The sequence below is a fragment of the Actinomycetospora sp. NBRC 106375 genome, from assembly GCF_030269665.1.
Classification (GTDB): domain Bacteria; phylum Actinomycetota; class Actinomycetes; order Mycobacteriales; family Pseudonocardiaceae; genus Actinomycetospora.
Genome location: NZ_BSTS01000023.1, coordinates 55845 through 81118 on the forward strand (window position 1 = coordinate 55845; position 25274 = coordinate 81118).

12 protein-coding genes and 2 tRNA genes are annotated in these 25274 nt (G+C 69.1%); 12 read left to right on the top strand and 2 right to left on the bottom strand.

The genetic code is table 11. The features are described from left to right. The first annotated feature begins 6 nt into the window (after positions 1 to 6). The 6 genes from QSK03_RS28235 (at position 7) to QSK03_RS28260 (ending at position 4278) form a co-directional block, all read left to right on the top strand. Entirely contained in the window at positions 7 to 504 is a 498-nt protein-coding gene (locus QSK03_RS28235) for a PH domain-containing protein (RefSeq protein ID WP_285658909.1), read from the top strand. After that, positions 501 to 1973 carry a PH domain-containing protein gene (locus tag QSK03_RS28240; protein WP_285658910.1) on the top strand — a complete coding sequence of 491 codons (1473 nt, stop codon included), beginning with the start codon at positions 501 to 503 and terminating at the stop codon, positions 1971 to 1973. Before QSK03_RS28235 ends, QSK03_RS28240 begins: the two co-directional genes overlap by 4 nt. 10 nt (positions 1974 to 1983) lie before the next feature. Continuing rightward, positions 1984 to 2658 carry an oligoribonuclease gene (gene orn, locus QSK03_RS28245; protein ID WP_285658911.1) on the top strand — a complete coding sequence of 225 codons (675 nt, stop codon included), beginning with the start codon at positions 1984 to 1986 and terminating at the stop codon, positions 2656 to 2658. Between the two features lie 86 nt (positions 2659 to 2744). After that, positions 2745 to 2817, top strand: a tRNA-His gene (locus QSK03_RS28250). A 63-nt stretch (positions 2818 to 2880) separates the two neighbouring features. Beyond that, a tRNA-Lys gene (locus QSK03_RS28255) sits at positions 2881 to 2953 on the top strand. Positions 2954 to 3054: 101 nt separating this feature from the next. After that, positions 3055 to 4278: a tyrosine-type recombinase/integrase gene (locus tag QSK03_RS28260; RefSeq protein ID WP_285658912.1), complete on the top strand. Its 1224-nt coding sequence runs from the start codon at positions 3055 to 3057 to the stop codon at positions 4276 to 4278. A gap of 466 nt (positions 4279 to 4744) precedes the next feature. On the opposite strand, the gene QSK03_RS28265 is transcribed toward QSK03_RS28260, so the two are convergent. After that, complete coding sequence (locus QSK03_RS28265; protein ID WP_285658913.1) at positions 4745 to 6553, bottom strand: hypothetical protein; 1809 nt, start codon at positions 6551 to 6553, stop codon at positions 4745 to 4747. Further along, positions 6534 to 6845 carry a hypothetical protein gene (locus QSK03_RS28270; protein WP_285658914.1) on the bottom strand — a complete coding sequence of 104 codons (312 nt, stop codon included), beginning with the start codon at positions 6843 to 6845 and terminating at the stop codon, positions 6534 to 6536. Before QSK03_RS28270 ends, QSK03_RS28265 begins: the two co-directional genes overlap by 20 nt. A gap of 952 nt (positions 6846 to 7797) precedes the next feature. On the opposite strand from QSK03_RS28270, the gene QSK03_RS28275 reads away from it, so the two are divergent. The 6 genes from QSK03_RS28275 (at position 7798) to QSK03_RS28300 (ending at position 25260) form a co-directional block, all read left to right on the top strand. Then, complete coding sequence (locus QSK03_RS28275) at positions 7798 to 9012, top strand: hypothetical protein (protein ID WP_285658915.1); 1215 nt, start codon at positions 7798 to 7800, stop codon at positions 9010 to 9012. A 133-nt stretch (positions 9013 to 9145) separates the two neighbouring features. After that, positions 9146 to 10387: a hypothetical protein gene (locus tag QSK03_RS28280; RefSeq protein WP_285658916.1), complete on the top strand. Its 1242-nt coding sequence runs from the start codon at positions 9146 to 9148 to the stop codon at positions 10385 to 10387. 103 nt (positions 10388 to 10490) lie between these two features. After that, complete coding sequence (locus QSK03_RS28285; RefSeq protein WP_285658917.1) at positions 10491 to 11090, top strand: hypothetical protein; 600 nt, start codon at positions 10491 to 10493, stop codon at positions 11088 to 11090. 195 nt (positions 11091 to 11285) lie between these two features. Next, positions 11286 to 14210 (top strand): helicase-related protein, encoded by a 2925-nt coding sequence (locus tag QSK03_RS28290; RefSeq protein ID WP_285658918.1) that lies wholly within the window; start codon positions 11286 to 11288, stop codon positions 14208 to 14210. Then, complete coding sequence (locus tag QSK03_RS28295) at positions 14207 to 18928, top strand: class I SAM-dependent DNA methyltransferase (RefSeq protein WP_285658919.1); 4722 nt, start codon at positions 14207 to 14209, stop codon at positions 18926 to 18928. Before QSK03_RS28290 ends, QSK03_RS28295 begins: the two co-directional genes overlap by 4 nt. Then, positions 18925 to 25260, top strand: coding sequence for a DEAD/DEAH box helicase (locus QSK03_RS28300; RefSeq protein WP_285658920.1), 6336 nt, complete (start codon positions 18925 to 18927; stop codon positions 25258 to 25260). The genes QSK03_RS28295 and QSK03_RS28300 overlap by 4 nt, the downstream gene beginning before the upstream one ends. Positions 25261 to 25274 lie beyond the last annotated feature (14 nt).

Genomic DNA, 25274 nt, shown 5'->3' on the forward strand with positions numbered 1-25274 from the left:
GGACACGTGACGGAGCCCGGGCAGCACCTGCGCGCTCCCGCGCAGCGCGTCAGCCCGCGCGCCCGGCACTGGTGGGCCCTGCGCTCCGGGCTGGGCACGCTCGCGGTGCTGGTGCCGCAGGTCGGCGTCGCGCTCTTCCTGCCCGCGTACGCGGACCTCATGCTGCTCACGGGCGCGGTGACCGTCCTCGTCGGGCTCACGCACCTGCTGGTCGTGCCGCGGATGCGCTACGCCCTGCACCGCTGGGAGATCACCGACGACGCCGTGCACACCCTGACCGGCTGGCTGCGCCTGGAGTGGCGGATCGCGCCGATCACCCGCGTGCAGACCGTCGACACCGACCGCGGCCCGCTGCAGCGCGCGCTGGGGCTGTCGTCGGTGACGGTCACGACGGCCTCGTCGAGCGGGGCGCTGTCGATCGACGGGCTCGACGCCGACGACGCCCGCACCCTCGCCGACCGCCTCACCCGGGCGACCGAGCACGCGGGCGGGGACGCGACGTGAGCGCGCCGGCCGGCCCGGAGTGGCAGCGCCTCGACCGCCGGATGCTCGTCGTCCACCCCGCCGTCGACCTGATCAAGCTCGTGCCGGTCCTGCTCATCATCGCGATCACGGGCGGGTCCAGCGACGACCGCTGGCGCCTCGGCGGCGGCATGCTGCTGGCGGTCGCGGTGCTGGTGCTCGGGGTGTCGCGGTGGTTCACCACCAGCTACCGGATCGGCGACGACCGCGTGGAGCTGCGCCACGGCCTGCTGCGCCGCCACCACCGCAGCGTGCACCGCGACCGCATCCGCACGGCCGACCTCACCGCCAACCCGGCGCACCGCCTGTTCGGGCTCGCCGTGGTGCGCGTCGGGACGGGACGCCGCGAGGGCGGGGAGGACGCCGAGCTGACCCTCGACGCGGTGCGCCGCGGCGAGGCCGAGCGGCTGCGCGCCCTGCTCCTCGGCGAGCCCGACCCGGCCGCGGACGCGCCCCCGGTGCTCGCCCGCCTCCGCTGGGGCTGGGTGCGCTTCGCGCCCCTGACGTTCTCGGCGCTCGCCGTCGTCGGCGCGGTGTGGGTGGGGCTCATCCGGCTGGCCGACGAGTTCTCGGTGCGGCCCGGCGCCGTCGTGCTGGAGCAGACCGCCGGCCGCGCGCCGGTGTGGCTCGGTGCGGCGGCACTGGTCGTCACCGCGGTGTTCGGGGCGGCCGTCGTGTTCGTCGAGAACTGGTGGGGCTACCGCCTCACGCGCGCCGACGACGGCGGGCTCGTGCTGCGCCGCGGCCTGCTGACTCGCCGCACGCTCTCGCTCGAGGGGCGGCGCCTCCGCGGCGTCGAGCTCGACGAGCCCCTGCTCGTGCGTCTCGGCCGCGGTGCGCGTCCGCTCGCGCTGACCACCGGGCTGCGCGCCGACGGGTCGGGCGAGCACGTCGGCGGCGTCGGCCCCGCGATGCCCCGCCGCGAGGCGCACCGCGTGGCGGCCGGGGTGCTGGGCGTCGGCGCGCAGCAGGCGACGCGAACGCCCCTGGAGCGCCACCCGCGCGCGGCGGTGGTCCGGCGGCTGACGCGCGGCGTCGGCCCCGCGCTCGTCGTCGCCGTCGTGCTGCTCGCCCTGCCCCAGGCACCGGCCGACGGGATCGTCGTGCCGGTCCTGCTCGTCGTGGCGTTGCTGTTCGCGCTGGACCGCGTGCGCTCGCTCGGGCACGCGCTGACCGGCCAGCACCTCGTCACGCGCCAGGGCTCCTGGGTGCGCCGTACGGTCGTGCTGCGCCGCGGCGGGGTGATCGGCTGGCGGCTCACGCAGTCGTTCACCCAGCGCCGCGCCGGGCTGGTCACGCTGCACGCGGTCACCGCGGCCGGGCGCGGGCGCTACGAGGTGCTCGACGTCGGCGCCGGCCGGGCGCTGGAGCTCGTCGACGACGTCACGCCCGGGCTGCTGGCGCCGTTCGTGATCGACGGTCGGGCAGCCGGGCGCTTCGTGCGCCGTTAGGGTCGGTCGTGTGAGTGCCCGTCTGGTGTGGATCGACTGCGAGATGACCGGCCTCGATCTGAAGAACGACGCGCTGATCGAGATCGCCGCCCTGGTGACCGACGCCGACCTCGTGCCCTTCGGCGAGGGCGTCGACGTCGTCATCCACGCGCCGGACGCCGCGCTCGACGCGATGCCCGACGTCGTGCGCGACATGCACGCGAAGTCCGGGCTCACCGACGAGGTGCGGCAGTCGACGGTGACGATGGCCGAGGCCGAGAAGCTCGTGCTCGACTACATCCGCGAGCACGTCCCCGAGGGCCGCTCGGCGCCGCTGTGCGGCAACTCGATCGCCACCGACCGCGGCTTCCTCGCCCGCGACATGCCCGAGCTCGACGGCTACCTGCACTACCGCATGGTCGACGTCAGCTCGATCAAGGAGCTGTGCCGGCGCTGGTACCCGCGCATCTACTACGCGCAGCCCGAGAAGGGCCTCGCGCACCGCGCGCTCGCCGACGTCCGCGAGTCGATCCGCGAGCTCGAGTACTACCGGCGCACGGCCTTCGTGCCCCTGCCGGGCCCGAGCACCGAGGAGGCCCAGACCGCGGCCTCGTCGGTGGTGGCCGAGGACCGCGCCGGCGTCGTCGCGGCGTCGTCGGAGCAGGCGGGCCCGGCCGGGGGCCAGGCACCGCCGCCGGAGGGCTGATCCGGCGCCGGGCCGGTCGCGAGCGGCTCGTGCCCGGCTTGTAGGCTTGTCGAGGCTCGCCGGGGAGACCCGGAGGGCCTGCCATGGTGGGTGTAGCTCAGTTGGCAGAGCACTGGGTTGTGATCCCAGGTGTCGCGGGTTCAAGTCCCGTCACTCACCCGGACGGCAGAGGGGCCACCCGCTGCCGGATCGGTCCCGAAGCTTTGCTAGGGTTCTGATCACGCGCCGTTAGCTCAATGGGCAGAGCAAGTGACTCTTAATCACTGGGTTCGGGGTTCGAGTCCCTGACGGCGCACCCATCGTTGCAGGTGTCGGGCCTGCGCTGCTTTCCTCCCGGAGATCGACCGGCCGTTTACCGGCCGGAAACTCCTCCGAGCTTCGTCCGGGAGACCCTCGATGGCCCGTCCGCCACTCCCCCTCGGCACACCCGGCGCGATCACCGCCAAGGAAGAATCGCCGGGGGTGTGGGTGGCCCGCTGCCGCTTCCGCGATCACGACGGAGTGACCCGTCGACTGTGGAAGCAGGGTCCCTCGAAGACAGCCGCACGGGGCGCGCTGCACCAGACGATCCAGGACCGCCAGCGCGGCTCCGGTGGTGGTCGCACGCTCACCCCCGCGTCACGGTTCGGCGAAGCAGCCGAGCTCTACCTCGCGAAGATCGACCGGAAGCGCGAGGACTCGACGCATGCTCTCTACGCCTACCACCTCGAGCGCACGGTCCTCCCTGCCCTCGGGGCGCTCCAGCTGCGCGAGTGCACCGTCGCGCGGCTCGACGCCTTCCTGGAGGCCCTCGAGCCCCGCTACGCGCCGGCTACCCGTCGAACGCTGCGCTCCATCGTCAGCGGCGTCCTCCAGGTCGGCGTGCTCCACGAGGCCCTTCCGGCCAACCCGGTCCGCGAGCTGGACCGCATCGAGCAGCCCAAGGGCCAAGCCAAGAGGAAGCCGCGTGGTCTGACCGTCGACGAGCGCCAAGCGCTACTGGGCTGGTTCGACGGCACCTCGGACGACGCCCGAGTTCGGCGTCTCCAACGGGTCGCTCGAGCCGCTGAACTGCCAGAGCTCGTCCGGCTCTGCCTCGGTACCGGCCTGCGGATCGGAGAAGCGCTCGCCGTCCGTCGGCTCGACGTGAACCTCAACGGCGTGCTGGTCCGCGGCGATCACGGACCGGTGCGGGTGCCCGTGGTCACCATCGCCGGGAACGTGACGTGGGTGAAGGGCAAGGGCCTCGTACGGCACGACGGCAAGAGCGAGGCCGCCCTACGAGTGATTCCGCTCCCCCAGTTCGCCGCCGATCTCCTCCGCGAACGCCTGACGCAGCCCGGAGACGAGACCTGGCCTCTCTTTCCGGCCGCCGGCCGGGACGGGCGGATCACCTATCGCTACCCGTCCAACGTGAGGAGGACCCTGCGGTCGGTCCGCGAGGAAGTCAGCCTCGGCTGGATGACGCCGCACACCTGGCGTCGCACCTACGCCACGATCCTCGACGACGAACTCACCTTCACCGACCGCATGAAGGCCGACCTGATGGGCCAGGCCGACTTCCTGAAGAACACCTACGTCAGCCGTGGCGAGCTCCACGCCGGCGCCGCTGTCCTTCTCGATGCGGCCCTCGCTGCGTAGGAACGAGGTCGAGCTGGAGATCAAATCGACTCAGATTTCGACGCATCACGTAGGAGACCCCAGACTCGCGGATGACGCTCGAGGGCATTACCAGGAGCTATTGTTCTCACCCGCGTGTCCCTGAGCATCTCCAGGAGCCCCCGGTGGCGGGGGTTCGCAACACGTTTGGCACTACGGTGCCGCCAGAGCTGAGGTGGATCACGGCTCGCAACCTCACCGAGGCCGCCACAAGACGCGGTCCCCTTCGCGAATCTGATGTGGCGCCGCGCCCAACAGCAAGCACCAGGAAGCACCAGGAGGCGTCTCCTTCGCCGTTGACCGAGGCGGCAGGGGGCGCGCTCGATGGGCCATCGGCACGCGACAACCCTGTATGACTACCTATCCGTAAGGTGACCCGGGCGCCCGACGCATCCGCCACAATGTGCATCACCCGTCGCGCGCACAATCGACACTAGTTCGCGGACCACTATTCGCGGCTCGTTCCGTCTCGATCGCCAAACAAGTCCTCAATAGACGGCAAGTCGGACACGTAAGTGTGTGTGTCAGTCCAACGCTTGTGCCACCGCCTGGCAACTTCGTCAGGTGCGATATGCAACCGCACGGAAGCAACTGTGTAGTGACAAAAGTCCGCTAACTCATACTGCTCTCGTCTCGCCCGTTCCTGATCGGTTAGACCCTTGCCCGGACAGCCCAATGATATAGACGTATAGAAGCAAGATGCTACGCCGGTAGACCGATCAATGAGACCGCATTGACTGTGGTCGACACGTCCCGGCTCCCGGGGTTCCGCAATGGGAGACAGAACCGCAAGACGCAGGGCGTCTGTCCCGACGTCCATCGGAGTCGCATCGATCGGGTGATCAAAGTGGAGCGACTTCCCAGGTACGGGTGTGTCGGGGAAATATTCGTCGCCCAGCTTGATGAGCGGCAACCGAAATCTGTGGGCGAGATCTCTAGGCCGACTGACTAGATCAGGGTACCACCTGGACTCTCCAACACGGCTCGCAAGCGCATTGATCATCATGGAAATGGAGCGAAAGCCAACAAATCCAAAGCGCCATTCGCGCAGGCCAGCGTTCAACGATGCCCACACGCGACCGATATCCTCCATGTGACCAAGCCAGTCGCGCACGTCGACTCTCAGCAAACGGCCGTGCGCTGAGCGAGCTTCGACGACATCTTCTCTCTCATCGTGAAGGCTGCCCAGATAGGCACCAACGATCCGCGTCAGTCGGAGCATCTGCCGGCCAGCGACCTCCGTCGGCGGGGGCCAGCCAAGCTGTCGACTGACATACCATTGGTATCCACCGAGCCACTCGTCGTCTCTCACTTGATTTTGCACCTCCGGAGGAGGCCCCAAATCCACCAGGAGCTTGAAGCGTGCCCCTACAGACACCTCGCGAAAGTATTGCTCGAGCGAGTCGCTGGATTCGCGGTGGTCATGAACCATTGCGCAGTCACCCATCAGCGCACAATCCAGAATCGCGAGAAAGAGTCTCATAAGCTCGCGCACCGTGTACTCTTCCTGCGCAAAGAAGCGCCTGAAGTACAGCCAAGCTCCCCAGTACAGGAGGTCCTCTGACGAGTTAGCCTCTACGAGGGGCTGGTGGTCGGAGCTCAGCGCTTCGGTCACGGACGCCATCGCCTCCGTGAGGTGACGCACGTCGAAGTGCACACGGCCTACAAATCCACTGGAGGAGTGATAGGTCCACCCTACGTAGTGCGTCTCACTGCCGGGACCTCCCCCGGATACGATTCCGTAATGAAGTTCTTGCTCGGCGAGCCCGTCCTCGTCCGATTGCTCTAATTCGACCTCGCCTCTACTTGCGTCCAGTTGCCCGAGAAGCCTTGCGCGCAAGATGTCGACGTAAGCGGAGGGCGCTACAGCGCCACCCGTTGTAAGTCCAGCTAGGAGGCTCGGGTCGCCCCCAGGCACCTCGGCGACTTCACAGCGCACCTTCTCCATCTTATATAGAAGGTTGAGCTGGAGAATTGGGTACGTCAGCAGTTGCCAGTAATGAAGCCTTTCATGATCAAGCTCGCCCAAGGCGCTCACGAAGAACTCAGGCTGATTAACCAGGTGCACGCTATCGTCGGCCGAGTCCGCGGTCAGCCTCGCAGACAGAAGCGCGAAATCACGTGCGGACTCGATCTCGACGGGATCGCGCAACGTGTCGAGCCGACTTCGAAGCGCCTTGGAATCAGGTTCATCGCTGAGCATGTGGCACATGAACGTCGAGAGCTCCAGATACCCACTAAGGTCGAGCATCGTCATCCCCAGAGCACAGCTTATCAAGCCCGTGTCGAGTCGCGAGAACGCTAAAGGCGGCCACCGGCACCTTGTCGAAGGCCGGATTGTCAAGCAGGCCGATAGTCAGCGCGCACGCAATGTCGACGTACTCGGCCGTATCATCGCGCACTTTAGCGTAAATCTCGCAGATCTCTTTCCGAACCGTTTGCAACTTCGCGTTGAAAAGCTGCCTGCCTCGTCGCGCTCTGCCCGATGGGCTGTATAAGGCGACATCCTCGCTCTCGACCAGGAGGAGCCGCAAATCGTCGTCGGACAACCCGCTAAGCTTATCGACGGTGGCTCGGATAGCTTCGGGACTGCTGGTAGACACAACCTCTTCCCTCATTTCTTCCGCCTTCGCTTCGATGTGTATACGTGCAGGCTCGGAGTACTTAGCCATCACCAAAGACGTGTGCCTTGAGCCCTCTTGCCAGACCTGGCTCGAGCATGCGGTCACATCTCTCGAGGACCGAGGAATGCTGAAAGATTCAGTACGGTGGCAAAGTCCAGGATTACATCCCCCTACCGTCAAAACTACGTGTCTTGATGGCGCTACAGGCGCAGCCAACATTGCCTGTCGTACCGACCACAGGGCCGACTGGGGAGGTTTGCTGCGTCCGTTCGAGTGACGACCAGCCCACGAGCCGCCGCGAGTACATGTCGAGCACGACCGCGCACAACACCTTGCCCTCGCGGGTGGGGTCGGTGACCCACAGCTGGTTGGGTCTCTCGCGGGCGAAGTCGCGCGGGCGAAGTCGCGCGGACGGGGCGCCGGCGACCGACTGGCCGCTGGTGCCTTGGGTTAGCACTTCTAGCCTGCGACCGACGGCTTGTAAGAAGGCGGGAGGTGCTTCTCAAGGCTCCTACCAGGGCCTTTGTTCTCGCTGGCGTGTCTCTGAGGGCTCCACGAGCCTCTGGTAGACCCCAGTTCGCACCACGACCCGCACCACGCGGAGCGATCTCGAGGACAGTCGCTCTCGACCTCACCGAGCAAGGGCGCTCTGCTCCCTGTCCAGGTGAACGACCCGTCAGCGCGCTGCGGCCCACGCCTACAGACGTTCTGCCGCCAGATGGGTGGCTCACCTATGGGCTTCGCGCAGCGTGGGTAGGAACGACACATGGCCTCGCGCTGGACCGCACCGCCGAACTGGCCTCAACCACCGCGCGGCTGGGAACCGGCCGCAGGGTGGCGACCCGATCCCGCCTGGGGCCCGCCGCCGACGGGGTGGGTGTTCTACCAGGACGATGATGACCGGCCCGGCGCTGACGGCGATCTCGTATGCGGGCAGGGGACCAGTCGCAAAGCGGCCAAGCTTGCCTCGCGGCTCGAGCCCCACCTGGGCGAGGCAGAAGAGCTTCGTGGCCTGTTCCTCGTCAACTCGTTGCGACCACTGCTCAACATCTTGGCCGTCACGTCCGCACGCCTGATCTTCGGTACTGACGATCTTCATCGCCGCCCACCGAAGCTTGTCCTGAACCCTGAGGACCTGGTCGGCTTTGCCTTACCGAAGGGCAGGATGGGAGTCCGCCTGGTTCGCGACGACGAGCACGGGCAGCCGATAGCCATCACGACGCTGGTACACGAGCGCGACACCGAAGCCCTCGCGGCGCTCGTGAGCGATCTTCGGTCTCGCCCGATTCCGCCCGGACCGCCGCGCGGGAGCCGCGTCGGCACGCCCGCGCCATCGGCAGAGGTGCCGCGCGACCGAAAGGCGTCTCGCGAAGACCGAGTCGCCGACATCGAGCGCCGCGGCTCGGAGCTGCTCCGACAAGCGGCGGGTAGGGCTGCCGAGCAGGATGTCCAGGGCGAGGAGCGACTGATTCACCGCGCACTCCAGCGTTGCTCTGAAGGCCCAGTTTTCGCCCGCGGCGCACTCAAGAAGAGCTTGCAGGCGCAAGTCGATGAGCTTGTTCAAGCTGGCGAATTACGGCGACGAGCGCGCTTCATCGGCACGGTTCACCAGCTGAATCCCGTGGGGTTCAGCTCGATGCCACCACTTATGGTGTACGACGACCGCATCATCCTGGCCGACGCCTGCCAACTGTTCGATGGCGACGTCAGCGCCTCGGTCGAATGCGATGGACAGGTTCTCGTCCATCACCGACCGACCATGACCCGAATGGCTGCCGGAGCGGTACTGCCGGGATCGGCGCTCCTCGTCGGGATGGCGACGGCCAAGAAGGAGACCACGGACACGCGCTCCGCTCGCTTCATCGTCGTCCACCCCGAGTGGCGGTTCTCGATCGCGATCAGCCCCGATGCCCTTGGTGAACCACGCGCGTTGGCCGCACAGATCAACAAGATCGCCGACACGAAGCGGGACAGCGGCGGCGGTGCTGACGACAAGCTGTCCAAGCTCGAGCGGCTCGCCGCCCTTGTTGCGTCGGGGGCGCTCAGCGCATCGGAAGCCGAGCGGCTGCGCGGCGAAATCCTCCGCAGCTAGCCCGTCGTCGGGACATTCCCTCAACGGAGGGACCCGAGATCGCGGCCGGTAGGAGGCGCCGTCCACCTCCGCGGCACGGTCTGTGGCGGGGATCAGACATCATGCTCCGAGAGCGCCGACGGAAGGGGACTGGGTGCCGGACGAGGCCGAGCAGACGGGCGCCGACAGCAGCGCCACCACTGACGTGACCGCGTGGGCGGAGGATGGACGCCTGCTGGTCGCAGGGGAACAGGCCGCCGTCGACGCCTTCATCGCCGAGCTGGCGCCGGACCGGGAGCTGGATCTCCGGCCCTACCGGGCGCTCAGCGAAGGCGTGGGGTCCCTCGGCCAGTCGCGCACGGGTGAGATGGCGAAGCGCTACGTGGAGCTGGGCGCGGAGCGTTGGAAAGAGGTGGCCTCGTCCGGCGGGGTAAGCAGTGAGCTGCGGGTCGTCGCTCGCGACGCCAAGACTGGCAAGTTCGTGGCCAACGTGCCCGCCCCGAGCCTGAAGGCGGTCGCGAAGGTCCAGCCCGAGGTCATGATCGCTCTTGCGGCCATCGAGATGGCGCTGCAGTCGTTGACGGAGACCGTCGAAGAGATCGCCAGTAACGTCGAAGATCTTAAGCGCATTGCCGAGACTGTCGAGATCGGGAACCTCGCCGGGCTCTACCGCGTCCTCGCCAATGCCCGCACACAGGTTGATCGCACGGGCACGATCTCGCGGACGACGTGGGAGTCGCTGGCGACCCACGAGGTCACCGCACAGCAGTCAGCAGACCGGCTCCGCGCCTACCTGCAGCGGGTGCTCAAGGACCTTCCGGTGGCCAAGGACGCCGGCGACCGCTCGAAGGCCGCGGGCCGCCTCCTCAAGGAAGGGACCCTCCAACGGACACTCCGGCTGCTGGTGCTCGCCGAGCAGTGCCGGCTGTTGTGGCGGTCGCTGAAACTCGATCAGGTCCGGGTCGCCGAGCCCGAGGCACTCGACGCCGAGGCGGAAGCCGCGAAGGCATTGCTCGCCGAGAACGCGCATGCTGATCGCGAGCTCGTTGCCGCCCTGCGACAGGCGGTCGAGCAACTCACGAAGGTTGGGCCCCTCGACGGCGCGCGGCTGATGACACGGAGCCAGATGCCCGAGCAGCGCGCGGCTCTCCGCGCCCAGGTGGAGGAGTTCGCCACCTCCCGCGCGCAGCAGTTCGACTCGTGGGCGCCCGACCAGAACTACAAGCTACGCGACGCTGTCCGAGAGGTCGGCCAGATCACCAAGCGCGGGGCCACCGTTGGTACTGACGTCGTCCGAGGACGGGTGGCAAGCTTCGGCGCCTGGCTCCACGACACCGCCAGCTCGGGCGGGACGTCTGGTAGGCACTCACACCCTTCTGACGAGCGTGACAGCTAACGGCCACTGGGTCCGGTGCGACGCACGAATGGCCGTCGCTGATCAGGGTGGAATCAGTCTCCGAGCGTGTCCGACCGTCCTCGACCAGTGCCACGGTCGAGAAGTGGACGCCGCGCAGCGAGTACAGCTCTTAGTCTCGGCGTACGAGGACTACCTCGCCGACGTCAGCGAGTACTACGACGAGGTCGTCAACGACGTCATCGGACGCGTCCGACAGTCCGGGTGCCTCTCGAAAACCGACATCGCGGCGCTGGTGAGTTGGAAGCGACTCCAGGCGAACACCCTGTGGATGCGACGTCTCATGGGAACGCCTGACGAAGAGGTTTGGAAGGTCACGAGCGAGGCGGTGACGCTCGCAAGGGACGAGACCGTCGACCCGCCTCACTCGGCCACCGCGGCTCGGTCGGCCCTGTCGAGCTTGGCCGGCTTCGGGAGTGGGGACGCCCTCGCCTCCACGATCTGCTTCGCCGCCGCCCCTGACCGTTTGGCGGTTTACGACCGTCGCGCGGACGCGGGGCTCGGTCACATCGGGCTTGAGCTCTCCCGACGTCGGGGCAGGTACGGGCGATACATAGGGCTCGTTGAGGGCTGCCGACAGGAGCTTGCGGGCGCTGGATACGCGTGGTCGGCGCGGCAGGTCGACCTCGCTCTATTCCAGCTGGGCCGGCCCTCGCTGGCCGCGAGCGGGACAACTTCAGTCTGATCCGACGAGGGCGCAGCTGATCGACCGGGGGCCGACGAATCTGGCGCTCCATCCGTAACGCCACCCCTTCCGGTCACGACGTGTCACCAGGACGTAGCGTGATCGGAGTGTCGGGGGGCACACCTCGGCTCACCGAGATCGGACCTGTCGGGGCGTGACGCCGGGCGTCGCGCGGCGAGTTCGGAGTACAAGCGCTTGACGACCGCACCGAGCACGACCGCCGACCCGCACGAGGCGAATGAGCAGCGGACGGAGGCCGAGTCGGGACGGGTCGGGCACCTCGCTCCGGGGTCGGTCGTCGTCGTCCGTGACGAGGAATGGTTCGTCCGGGCCACCGAGGAGACGGCCGACGGACTGCTCGTCCACGTCCAGGGCCTCGGCGAGCTGGTCCGCGACACCACGGCCAGCTTCTACGCCGCCCTCGACGACATCCGCCCCCTCGACCCGGCGGCCGCGACCGTCGTCGCCGACGGCAGCCCGCACTACCGGACCGCGCGCCTGTGGCTCGAGTCGACGGTCCGCAAGACGCCGGTGCCGCTGGGCGACCGCTCGCTGACCGTCGCCACCCAGGCGCTGAGCAACCCGCTCAAGTACCAGCAGACCGCCGTGCGGCGCGCGCTCGACCCCGATCACCTGCGCCCGCGGATCCTGCTCGCCGACGCCGTCGGCCTGGGCAAGACCCTCGAGATCGGCATGATCCTCGCCGAGCTGGTGCGCCGGGGCCGTGGCGACCGCATCCTCATCGTCACCCCGCGCCACGTGCTCGAGCAGATGCAGCACGAGATGTGGACGCGCTTCGCACTGCCGTTCGTCCGTCTCGACTCGGCGGGCATCCAGCGGGTGCGGCAGAAGATGCCGGCGACCCGCAACCCGTTCACCTACTACAAGCGCGTCATCATCTCGATCGACACTCTCAAGCGCGACAACTTCCACGCCAGCCTGCGCAAGCAGCGCTGGGACGCCGTCGTCATCGACGAGTCGCACAACCTGTCGAACAGCGCGACACAGAACAACAAGCTCGCCCGCCTGCTCGCGCGCACCGGCGAGGCGTTGATTCTCGCCTCGGCGACCCCGCACAACGGCCGCGCCGAGTCGTTCGCCGAGCTGATCCGGCTCCTCGATCCCTCGGCGGTCCCGCCGAGCGGTGGCCTCGTGGCCGAGGAGATCGAGGACCTCGTGATCCGCCGCCACCGGCACAGCCCCGAGGTGGCGCAGGTGGTGGGCGCGGACTGGAAGCCGCGGCAGGAGCCGCTCAACCTGCTGGTGCCGGCGACCCTGGCCGAGGACGCGATCGCCCGCGAGCTCGAGGACGTCTGGCTCTGGCCCGGCGAGGGCGGCAGTCCCTGCTCCGGGCAGAACGCGACGCTCTTCCCCTGGACGCTGGCCAAGGCGTTCCTCTCGTCCCCGGCCGCGCTGCTCGAGACCGTGAAGGAGCGCACGAACCGGCTCGGGTCGGGCGCCGAGCAGGAGCGTCAGGCCCTCGACCGCCTGGGCACGCTCGCCAGCGACGCCCTCGGGCAGCCGTCCGCCAAGTACACGAAGCTGCTCGAGCACCTGCGCGGGATCGGCGTCGGGAAGGGCAAGCCCGCCCGCGCGGTCGTCTTCGCCGAGCGGGTCGCGACGCTGCGCTGGCTGCAGGAGCACCTGCCGAAGGACCTCGGTCTCGACGCGAGCGCGGTTGACATGCTGCACGGCGGGCTGGCCGACGACGAGCAGCAGCGCATCGTCGAAACGTTCAAGCAGGAGACGGCCCCGGTGCGCGTACTCGTCACCGGCGACGTGGCATCCGAGGGCGTCAACCTCCACGCCCAGTGCCACGAGCTAGTGCACTTCGACATCCCGTGGAGCCTCATCCGCATCGAGCAGCGCAACGGGCGCATCGACCGCTACGGCCAGAAGCACCCGCCCCGGATCACCGCGCTGCTCCTCGACCCGTCGAGCGAGCGGTTCGCCGGCGACGTCCGGGTGCTCGCCTCGCTGATGGCGAAGGAGGACGAGGCGCACACCGCGCTCGGTGACGCGGCGTCGTTGATGGGCGAGTACGACGTCAAGGCCGAGGAGGCACAGATCCGCGCGGTGCTGGCCCGCCGGGCGACGCTCGATGACGTCGTCCGCACTCCCGCCGAGGCTGCCGCCGGCAACGACCTCACAGGCCTCGTCGCCCGCCTCGCCGCAGGGAAGGCGAAGAACGACGACGAGCCTGCGGTCGTCGACGGGGCCGAGACCAACGCCGGGGGCACCGGGCTCTACCGCGACGACGTCTCCTACCTCGACGACGCGCTGCACGCCGCGTTCATCGACCCGACCGCGTCCCCGAGCAAGAACGGCGTGTCATGGCGGCGCGACGACACCTTCGGCACCGCCGAGCTCGTCCCGCCGAAAGACCTCGTGCAGCGCCTCGAGGTCCTCCCCCAGACCTACCTCGCCGACCGCGACGTCACTGCCAAGCTCGTCCTGGCCACCAAGAAGACGCGCGGCGCCGACCGGCTCGCCGCCGCGTTGCGCGACGAGACCGGCTCGAACTGGCCCGATGCGCACTACCTCGGGCCACTGCACCCGGTGCTCGATTGGGCGGCGGACCAGGCCCTGTCGAACCTCGGGCGCAACGAGGTGTTCGCCGTGCGCGGCGACGTCGAGGCTCCAACGGTGCTGCTCCTGGGGACGCTGACCAACCGGCGCGGGCAGGTCGTCGCCGCGGCCTGGCTGACCGCGGCGTTCCCGGATCCCTCGGATACCGACTTCGTGCTGGTTCAGGCCCACGCGTCTTCTGCGAAGGCGCTCGGCGCCGTCGGATGGGACCGCGAGCGCTCGAACCCGGGGCCGCTGTCCGACGCCGACAAGCTCACCGCGCTCGTGGCACCGGCGGTGCGGCGGGCCCAGGACCAGATGCACGAGCTGTTCGCAGCGGCTCGTGACGACGTCGCCCGGCGCGTCGAGGCGTGGTCGGGCCGGTTCGACCGCTGGGACGCCGAGGCCGGCGCCCTGATCCAGCGCGGTGAGCTGCGCACGCGACGCACGAGCGTGGCCGAGGAGCGGGAGCTGGCGACGGCGATGACACCCGACCGGCAGCTGGTGCGCCCGCTGCTGGTCGTCGTGCCCGAAGGAGAGGACGAGCAGTGAGCGGGTCGGACGCGATCCTGGTCGGCGAGGGCTGGATTTCCGAGCACTACGTCACCACCGACGCCACGTCCCAGTCGTTCCGCGCGCGGGTGCTGGAGCGCCGCAAGACGTGGGACGCCGAGGCCAAGGAAGATCGCACCACCCCGCGGACCCGATTCCTCGCCGCGCGGTCGTCGCTCGAGGCCCGGCTCGCTGGCTTGGCCGAGCTCGCCGACCCCGACACGCTCGCGACGGCGACGGGCGACGTCTACGAGACCGTGCTGGAGGTCCTGGAGCTCCGAGGCCACGGCCTGCGGCTGGACCAGTCGGGCCCCCTGCTGCGTGTCTCGGCGCCGGGCATCACCGAGCGGGCGCCGCTGGTGGTGGTGTCGGCGCGGCCAGTCGCCGCGGTGGAGGACGTGCTGGCCAAAGACGAGGAGACGCTGCTCGCGCCGTTCGCCCTGGCCGACGACGGCCCGAAGCTCACGTCGGCCGCCCGTTTGGTCTCGGCGCTGTTCGTCGAGGAGGACACAGCACCCGACCTCGTCCTCGTCCTCGCCGGCCGCTGGGTCGTGCTCGCCGAGCAGGAACGCTGGGCCGAGGGCCGCTACCTCGCCGTCGACCTGCAAACGGTGTGCGAGCGCAACGACCAGCGCCGCGGCGGGGAGATCGACCGGGCGCTGACGTGCCTGTCCGCCGAGTCCCTGGCCCCGGACGCCGACGGCAACCTCTGGTGGCACGGTGTGCTCGAGGAGTCGGTCAAGCACACCGTCGGGGTCTCCCAGGACCTGCGCGACGGCGTGCGGGAGTCGATCGAGATCATCGCCAACGAGGTGGTGGTCCGCCGTCGCGACCAGGGCCTCGACCCGCTGCCCGCCGCCGACGCGAACGAGCTGGCCAAGCAGTCGCTGCGCTTCCTTTACCGCATCCTCTTCCTGCTCTACGCCGAGGCCTCCCCGGAGCTGGGGGTGCTGCCGGTCGGGGCGGCCGAGTACGACGCCGGCTACAGCCTCGACCGGCTGCGCGAGCTGGTGCAGGTCGAGCTGGCGACGCCGAAGGCTCGCACCGGCACCCACCTCTACGCCTCGTTGCACGTCCTGTTCGGGCTCGTCGACACCGGACACTCCCCCGCCACGCCGCCGACTGTCGACGACGCCGACGCCGACGACGTCGGCGCCGCGTTCGACGAGGGACTCACGTTCCACGCGCTGCGCGCCGATCTCTTTCGCCCCGCCGCCACCCAGTTCATCGACGCCGTCCAGCTGGGCAACGAGGCGCTACAGGAGGTCCTCGACCGCCTCCTGCTGACCAAGCAGAAGGCCGGGCGCGACCGTGGCTTCATCTCCTACGCCGAGCTGGGCATCAACCAGCTGGGCGCGGTGTATGAGGGCCTGATGTCCTACACCGGCTTCTTCGCCGAGACCGACCTCTACGAGGTCGCCAAGGGCGGCGACGACAGCAAGGGCTCGTGGGTCGTCCCCGTCGACCGCGCCGAGGGGATCGCGACGGCCGACTTCGTCCGCGAGAAGGATGAAATCACCGGCGAGGACAAGCCGGTGCTGCATCGCCGCGGCTCGTTTGTTTACCGCCTCGCCGGCCGCGAGCGCCAGCAGTCGGCGTCCTACTACACCCCCGAGGTGCTCACCCGCTTCACCGTCGGGCAGGCCCTGGAAGAGCTGCTCGATCAGGACGGACAGCGCACGACCGCCGCGGAGATCCTCGAGCTCACGGTGTGCGAGCCCGCGCTGGGCTCCGGCGCGTTCGCGATCGAGGCCGTGCGGCAGCTCGCCGACGAGTACCTCCAGCGTCGCCAGGACGAGCTCGGCGAGCGGATCGACCCTGACGAGTACCCGCGCCGGCGCCAGGAGGTGAAGGCCTACCTCGCGCTGCACAACGTCTATGGCGTCGATCTCAACGCCACCGCCGTCGAGCTTGCCGAGATCTCGCTGTGGCTCGACACCATGGTGTCCGGGCTCTCCGCGCCGTGGTTCGGCCTGCACCTACGCCGGGGCAACTCGTTGATCGGGGCGCGGCGCGCGGTGTACTCGCGCAAGCAGGTCGCCGACGGCTCGTACCGGACCGCGGTCCCCCGCGACGTCCCGCTGACCTCGCTCGACGCCGACATCGCCGCCGAGCGCGTCGCCTCCGACCTCGGCACCGACATCCACCACTTCCTCCTGCCCGCCGAGGGCTGGGGCGCTGCCGCGGACGCCAAGGAAGCCGCGACGCTCGTCCCCGACGCGGTGAAGGACCTCAAGCGCTGGCGCGGGCAGTTCAAGGCCAAGCCAACCAAGAAGCAGACCGACGCGCTGGTCGAGCTGGCGAACCGCGTCGAGGCGCTGTGGCAGGTCGCGTACCGGCGTCTGACGATCGCTGAGTCGGAGGCGCGCCGCTCCATCCCGGTCTGGGGCGCCCAGGATCTGCCTGTCGGTGGCGCCGTCTCCCGCGAGCGGATCGAGCGCTCGCTCGCCGACTTATCGGGCGCCTACCAGCGGCTGCGCCGAGTGATGGACGCCTGGACCGCGTTGTGGTTCTGGCCGCTCACGGAGACGGCCACGACCGTCGACGGCAAGCGGATCGAACCACCGACGCTGGACCAGTGGATCGCTGCGCTCCAGGCGCTGCTCGGCCGCAACCCCGACCTCGGCAAGAAGAAGCGCCACGATCAGTATCGGCTGAGCTTCGCGACGGGCTGGGACGAACTCGAGGCAGCCGAGGAGTTGGAGCTGAGCTTCGCGGGTGTCCGGTCGGTCGAAGCCGTCGTCGATGCTCATCCCTGGCTGGCGGTTTGCGAACGCGTCGCCGAGCAGCAGGGCTTCTTTCATTGGAACCTCGACTTCTCCACGGTCTTCGCCTCACACGATGGCTTCGATCTCCAGGTTGGCAACCCGCCGTGGGTCCGGCCCGACGTCGACGTCGCCGCTCTTCTGGCCGAAGGCGACCCATGGTGGAAGCTCGCGGTGAAACCCACTCAAGCGGCAATTGCCGAGATGCGGTCAAGGACCTTGACTCTGCCAGGGGTCGAGGCTCTTGTGGTGGGAGGCACAGCCGACATTGTGTCGACCGCCGACTTCGTTGCTGCGAAATCTCAATTCCCCTACCTCGCGGGTCTACGACCGGATTTGTATCGCTGTTTCATGGAGCATACGTGGCGGACCGGCTCGACAAGCGGCATTATCGGGCTCATCCACCTCGACACGCACTTCACGGATAACAAAGCCGGTCGCCTGCGGGTCGAAGCTTACCAACGTCTGAGGCGACACTGGGAGTTCGTGAACGAATTAGAACTCTTTGACATCCACAACCAGAATCACTACAGCGTTAACGTTTACGGAACTCGTCGCAGCGAGCCGGCATTCGACCATGCAGTGTCACTTTATCACCCCGATACAATACTTCGATCCTTACAGCATGACGGATCAGGGGACGAGCCTGGATTCAAGGATGATGACGGGGACTGGGACTTGCGGCCGCATCGCGCCCGACTCACGAGAGTTACAGATCAAACGCTGACGACGTGGCATTCGATTCTGGAAGACGGACACACCCCGCTACGTGAAGCCCGCATGATCTACACAGTAAATAGGGCTTCCTCATCAGTTCTGGCCCTTGTGTCCCGGGCTCGTCGGGTCGGAGACCTGGGCGCTCGCTATTCCCTTGGCTGGGACGAGGGCGCGGCACCCAAGAAGGGACTGATCGAAACTAGGTGGGGAGCGCCTCTGTCCTGGGACGATGTCGTACTCCAAGGCCCACATCTCTTCGTCGGGAATCCTCTATACAAGTCGCCAAACGAGAGCTTGCTGCACAACCGGGACTGGTCCACGATCGACCTAGAAAAGCTGCCGCCCCAAGCGATCCCGATCACCGCCTTCAAGCCTGCGGGAGATCGGTACCGCTATGACTGTGCGTATACAGATTGGGGTGATGAAAACGAACCAAAGCCAGCCCGGGACTTCTATCGGATCGCTTGGCGGTGTATGGCTGCGAATACGAACGAGCGGACACTCATACCAGCGATCATTCCACCGGGACCGACTCATGTTGACGGAGTTCTGTCGATCGGCATCCCTGAGGCTCCGCTTCGCGATCTCGTGGCCTGCGCCGGCTATCTAAGTTCGCTCGTGTGCGACTTTCCGGTTCGCGCGATATCTAAAGGTCATATCCGGGCCGCAACAGCGGAACGCCTGCCGTACACCGAGGGCTCACTTCAAGACGAGCTGATCCTTCGAGTCCTCCGCTTGAATGCACTTGTAGCTTCGTACACGGACCTCTGGGCGAATTGCTGGACCGCGGCCTTCGCTAAAGATCTCTGGGCGGGTGGTCTGGACCACAGTTCACGCGTAGATCTCGGTGCCGTCGGACCCGACTGGACGCGCACGACGCCCCTACGGATCTCCGCGGATCGGCGACAAGCGCAGATTGAGATCGACGCGCTCGTGGCGCTGATGCTCGGCCTCACCGCCGATGAGCTGTGCACGATTTATCGGACGCAGTTTCCGGTCCTCTACGGATATGATCGGAAACGCGACCACTACGATGCGAACGGCCGGCTCGTACCGAACTCCGTCGTCGCCACCTGGCGCACCAAGGGCGATCGCGTCTCAGAGTACGAGCGCACCGCGACCAACCAGGCAGGCAACACTTACGTCTACGAGCTGCCCTTCGTCACTCTCGACCGCGAGAAGGACATGCGGGTGGCGTACGAGCACTTCGAGCAGCGGCTGGCCGAGCGCTCGTGAGCGAGCTACTGCCCACCGTCCAGGCTGCGAACATCCGCCGCGGGCTGGTCGACTACCTGACCACCACGTTTGCGCTCACCGACCCCGACGCGCAGGACGCTCTCGACCGCTTCCTCAGCGACCGCGAGTCGGGGATGTTCAAGGGCCCCTACGTGCGGCTGCGGCTACCCTTCCGCGCCGCCGGCGAGGGCTGGCGCGACGCACTGGACTGGTACGAGGGCCCGCCGCCGTACGGCCACCAGGCCGCGGCGTTCGCCCGGCTCTCGTCGGCCCGAGGCCGTCGGCCGCGGCCGACGCTCGTCACGACGGGCACGGGATCGGGCAAGACCGAGGCGTTCCTGCACCCGATCCTCGACCACGTCCTGCGGGCCCGCCGCGAGGGCGTGACGGGAACGAAGGCCCTGATCCTCTACCCGATGAACGCGCTGGCCAACGACCAGGCCCAGCGGCTCACGCGGCTAATCACCGAGCACCCCGCGCTGCACGGCGTCACTGCCGCGATCTACACCGGGCAGAAGGGCCCGCAGCGAACGATGGTCACCCCCGACGGTCTCATCACCGACCGGGAGATCATCCGGGACACCGCGCCCGACATCCTGCTGACCAATTACAAGATGCTCGACCAGCTGCTGCTGCGGCACGCGGACCAGCGCATCTGGGAGCAGTCCGCCACCAGTCTGCGCTATCTAGTCCTCGACGAGTTCCACACCTACGACGGCGCCCAGGGCACCGACGTGGCGATGCTGCTGCGCCGCCTCGGGCTTGCGCTCAAGAGCCACTGGCCCAAGCACTCCGCCGAGATCACCGACGAGGACCGGGCGCGTCCACTCGGGCTGCTGACCCCGGTCGCCACCTCGGCGACCCTCGGCGACAAGGGCGACCCCGAGGTGATGCTGGAGTTCGCCCGCACCGTGTTCGGCGAGGCGTTCGACGCCGGCGAGGGCGGCGCGGTCGTCACCGAGTCCCGCCTGAGCCTCGACGAGTGGACCGCCGAGGCCGCGGGCGAGACGGACCAGGCGACGCCGGTCCCGACCCTCGACATCGACGTCGCCGCCGCGAACCAGGCGATCGGCGACCTCGGCCCCGACCCCGCTGGCTCGGTGGTCGCCCGGACCCTCGCCCACCACCTGTACACCGACGTCCCCGGTGAGCCGAGCACCGAGCTGCTCTTCGCGCTCTACCGCGCCCATCCGCTGATCAGCGCCCTCGCCCGCGAGGCCGCCGACGCGATCGCGCTCGACGACCTCGTCGCCCGCGTCCTCGGACCCACCGCGACGCCGGCGCTCGCCGTCACCGGCACCGACCCCGCGTGGGCATCCCTCCTGTCGAGCCTCATCGCCGCCCTCGGTCACCTCCGTGCCGTCGTCGGCCGGAGGGCGCTCTCGACCGAGGCGCACCTGTGGGTGCGGGAGCTGACCCGCATCGACCGTTCCGCCGGCCCGACCACGCAGTTCCGGTGGGGTGACGACGGCCCGCCCGCTGCCACCACTGACCAGGGGGCCGGAGATGTCCGCCCGTCGTTCCCCTCGATCTACTGCCGCCACTGCGGTCGTTCCGGGTGGGGTGTCGCGCTCGCCCCCGTGGGGGCCGGTCTCGCCGCCAGCGACGAGTCGATCCGCCGTGATCACGCCGGGCGCGAGGGCCGCTTCCGCCCGCTGCTCTACGCCCCGGTCGCGGCAGAGGCGGCGTACCGCGGAGAACGTCCCGCCGAGGGGCTCGTGTGGTTCTCGGTGCGCCACCGGGAGCTGCTGGCCTCTCCACCCGCACAGGACGATCCGGACCTGCTCGACGGCTGGGTGCTGCCGGTTCTCACGAGTACGGGGAAAGACGCCGACGACGCCGCCCGCGGCGACACCTGCCCCGCGTGCGGGCAGGAGGACGGCATCCGCTTCCTCGGCAGCGCCATCGCCACGCTGCTCTCGGTGTCGCTCTCGACGCTGTTCGGCTCCCACGAGCTCGAGCCGCGGGAGAAGAAGGCCCTGGTCTTCACCGACTCGGTGCAGGACGCGGCGCACCGGGCCGGCTTCGTGCAGGCCCGCTCACACACCCTGACCCTGCGCGGGGCGCTGCGCGCCGCCGTACAGGACGGTCCGCAGCCGCTCGACCAGCTCGTCGACGAGGTCGTCCGGCTCGCCGGCGACGACCCCTTCGCGCGCTACCGCCTGCTCGCCCCGGACTGCGCGGACCGCGACTCGTTCACCCCCTTCTGGACGACACCGACCCTGCGCAAGGTCCCGCAGAGCGTGCGGTCGCGGGTGCGCAAGCGTCTCGGCCTCGACGCGGCGCTCGAGTTCGGTCTCAACGCCCGGACCGGACGAACGCTGGAGCTCACCGGCGCCGTCACGGTGGAGGTCGAGGCCGGTCAGCCCGCGAAGATGGCCTCCACCGCTCGCGCGACACTCGCCGCCGGTCCGAACCAAGGTTCCTTCGACGGCGACCCCGACGACGCCACCCTGGTCCGATGGGTGCGCGGCGTGCTCGACCGGATGCGCGCACAGGGCGCTATCGAGCACCCCTGGTTCGACCGCTACCGCCGCGAGGACGGCAACCGCTGGTGGCTCACCGGTGGACGCAAGCAGGCCCGCGCGGACGGCATGCCCGCGTTCCCGAAGGGACGCCCGGCGCCGGGCTACCCTCGGGTCGGCGGCGGCGACGCGGACGGTCTGGAGCCGGTCACCTCTGCGAAGTCCTGGTACGCCCTGTGGACCTCGCGCGTGCTCGACGTCAGTCCCCACGACGGCGGCCGGTGGGCCCGGCTGCTGCTCGACCGCCTCTCCCGCGACGGCGTCATCACCGCCACGACCACGACGTCGCAGGCCACCGCCTACGCCCTCCCAACCGCCGGCATCGTGGTCGCTCCGGCCGAGCTCGACGACCTCCTCGCGGGGCGGACCCTCCTCACCTGCACGATGTGCCGCGCGCACGTCCCCGGCTCCCCGGCGACGGTCGCCCAGCTCGACGGCGCGCCGTGCCTGACAGTGCGGTGCCGCGGCACGCTGGCGCCGACGACAGCGACCGACAACTTCTACCGCCGGCTCTACGCCTCCCCCGACATGCGCCGCGTGGTCGCCCGCGAGCACACCAGCCTGCTCGACGACGAGACCCGCCTCGCCTACGAGGACGGCTTCAAGGGCGCCGAGACCAGCCCGCAGTCCCCCAACGTGCTGGTGGCGACGCCGACGCTGGAGATGGGCATCGACATCGGCGACCTGTCGACGGTGCTGCTGTCCTCGCTGCCCCGCACCGTCGCCGCGTACCTGCAGCGCGTCGGGCGGGCCGGCCGTCTCAGCGGGAACGCTCTCGACCTCGCCTACCTGACCGGACGCGGCGACCAGCTCCCGCGCCTCGGAGACCCGCTGTCGGTCATCAACGGCGAGGTCCGTCCCCCGGCGACGTACCTGCAGGCCGAGGAGATCCTGCGCCGCCAGTACACCGCCCACCTCGTCGACGAGTTCGCCCGGGACGACACACAACACCACCCGCGCAGCGCGCCGAAGGCGCTGGGCTCCAGCGAGCCCGACACCTTTCTCGGCGACTTGATCGCTCACGGCGAAAGCGGCGCCGCCGAGCACGTCGACCGGTTCATCGCGGCCTTCGACGGGCTGCCCGAGGCAATCGTCGGCGACCTGCGCGGCTGGCTGGCCGCGGCCGACGGGCCGGGGACCAGTGCCTTCGCGCGGCACCTGCACGAGGCGAGCGGACGCTGGCAGCGCACCGTCGAGACCCTCAAGCACCGGCTCGACGCCGTCGACGACGTCATCCCAGCCCTGGAAACCCAGGCCGCCTCGCCGGCCGCGACCGACGACGACCAGCGCGCTCTGCGCTCGGCGCGGACCGCGCGCAAGCTGACCGCGGGTCAGCTCGCGCGCCTGCGCGGCGAGTACTGGATCGGGGTGCTCGAGGAGCACGGGCTGCTCCCGAACTACACGCTGCTCGACGACAGCGTCGTCCTCGACGTCGGGCTGAGCTGGGCCGACCCCGACACCGGCGACTTCCAGACCGACCACGCTCAGATCCAGCGCGGGTCCGCCCAGGCGCTGCGCGAATTCGCCCCGGGCGCGCGCTTCTACGCCCGTGGCTGGGAGATCACCATCGACGCCGTCGACCTCGGCGTCGACCAGGTCGCGATCCGGCCCTGGGTCTACTGCCCCAACTGTGGTCACGCCGCCGACATCGCCGTCGAGGGGGTGGAGAAGCACCCGTCCTCGTGCCCGCGCTGCGGCAGCACCGGCATCGCCGACACTGGGCAGCGCCTCGACGTCGTCGAGCTGACCCACGTGACCGCCGAGGTCCGCCGCGACGAGGTGATGATCTCCGACCGGCGCGATCAGCGGAACACCACGGTCTTCCGCGTCGTCACCGCCGCCGACGTCGACCCGGCCCAGATCGAGCGCCGGTGGTTCGTCGAGGGCGTCGGGCTCGGCTGCACCTACGTCCGCGCCATCGACCTGCGCTGGCTCAACATCGGCGTACCGGGCCACGGCAGCGGCCGTAAGATCGCCGGCGCGGAGCACTCCGGTGCGCTGTTTCGGGTGTGCTCGGGCTGCGGGAAGCTCGACACCGACTCCGGGCGGAACCGGCGACACGAGCACCGCCCGTGGTGCCGCTTCCGCACCGCTGTCGAGGAGAACACCAGCACCGTCGCGCTGTCACGGACGCTGCGCACCCAGGGCTTGCTGCTGCGCCTCCCGACATCGGTGACGATCGGCGACGACTTCGCCGCGCCCAGCCTCGCCGCGGCGGTCCTGCTCGGGCTGCGCGAACGGCTCGGCGGTCACCCCGACCACATCCGCATCGAGCAGGTCGTCGACCCGACGCTGTCGGACGGCTCGGGCAACCACGCGGCGATTCTGCTCCACGATGCCGTCCCCGGCGGTACCGGCTACCTCGCCGGCCTCGCCGACCCCGCGGACCTGCGCGCCCTGCTGCTCACCGCGTGGGAGAAGGTCCGCGACTGCCCCTGTCGCGACGAGCCCCGGCAAGCCTGCCACCGTTGCCTGCTGCCCTTCGTCGCCCCAGCGCAGATCTCCCGGGTCTCGCGAGCCTCCGCTGAACGCCACCTGCACTCGCTGCTCGGGCCCGCCGAGTGGACGACCGTCGACGAGGCGCCACCAGAGGATCCTGAGTCCCACCTCGAGCAGCGCTTCCGGAAGCTGCTCGTCGAGCGGCTGCGGACCATGGGGGCGACCCTCGTCGAGATCCCCGGGGCGATGGGCAACACCGTGCGTTTCACGCTCCCCGGCCAGTCCCGTCAGTGGACGCTGACACCGCAGGTCAACATCGAGAACGCCAAGCCAGACTTCGTCCTCCAGACCACCGACACCACCGTGCCTGCGGTGGCCGTCTTCACCGACGGCCGCACCTTCCACGCCACCGTGGACCACAACCGACTCGCCGACGATGCCGCCAAGCGCGAGAACCTGCGCGACACCGGCCGCATCGTCCTGGCGGTGACGGCTGCCGAGGTGGCGGCGGCGGAGCAGGGCTCTGTCGCGTCGCCGCCATGGTTCTCGCAGGACACCGTCCACCAGCTGATCGCCCTGGCGCCGTTCATGGCCACGCCTGCCGCGTACGACGAGCTTCGCGCCGGCCCGATCGACTGGCTGCTGAGGTGGATCAGCGAGCCGTCGCCCGACGACCGGCGTGCGGTCGCGCGGGCGGTGCCGCTGTTCATGATCCCGGGCAGCGATGTCACGGTGTCTCTCCCAACCGGTGCCGCCCTGGAACAGGCTGCCCGCGGGACGCTGCTCGACGAGGCTTCCGCTGACGGAGACCGACAGGTCTTCGTCAGCCGGTTCGGTGCCTGCGCGATCGCCGTGGAGCTCGACGACAACGGGCTCGTCGCCCGGACCGCGCTGGTCCTCGACGACCGGGACGCGGTACTCGACGCTGCCCACGTCGAGGCGTGGCAAGAGTGGTTGCGGCTGTCCAACGCGCTCGCGCTGCGCGACTGGCCGACCGTGATTACCACGACGAGCCGCGCCTCGGCCGCGGCGACCGTGCCGACGACACCCTATGTCGCGGAGCCCGCCCCGACGACCCTGAAGCCCGCGTTCGCGAACGCCCACGCGAAGGCGCTCTCCGAACTCGAGCGCCGCCTGATCGTGGCGCTGAACGAGCACGATGTCCCAGCTCCTGCGATGGGCAACGAAACGCCCGACGGAATCATGATCGACATGTCGTGGCCCGAGGAGAAGCTCGCCGTCCAGCTGCCGGACATGCCGCCGGAGGACCGCGATGACCTCGAGACTGCGGGCTGGCAAGTTCTCGAGCCGAGTGCCGACGCGATCATCGCCGCGTTGGCAGGCGCAACATCGGAGGGGACGAGCTAGTGCCAACGATCATC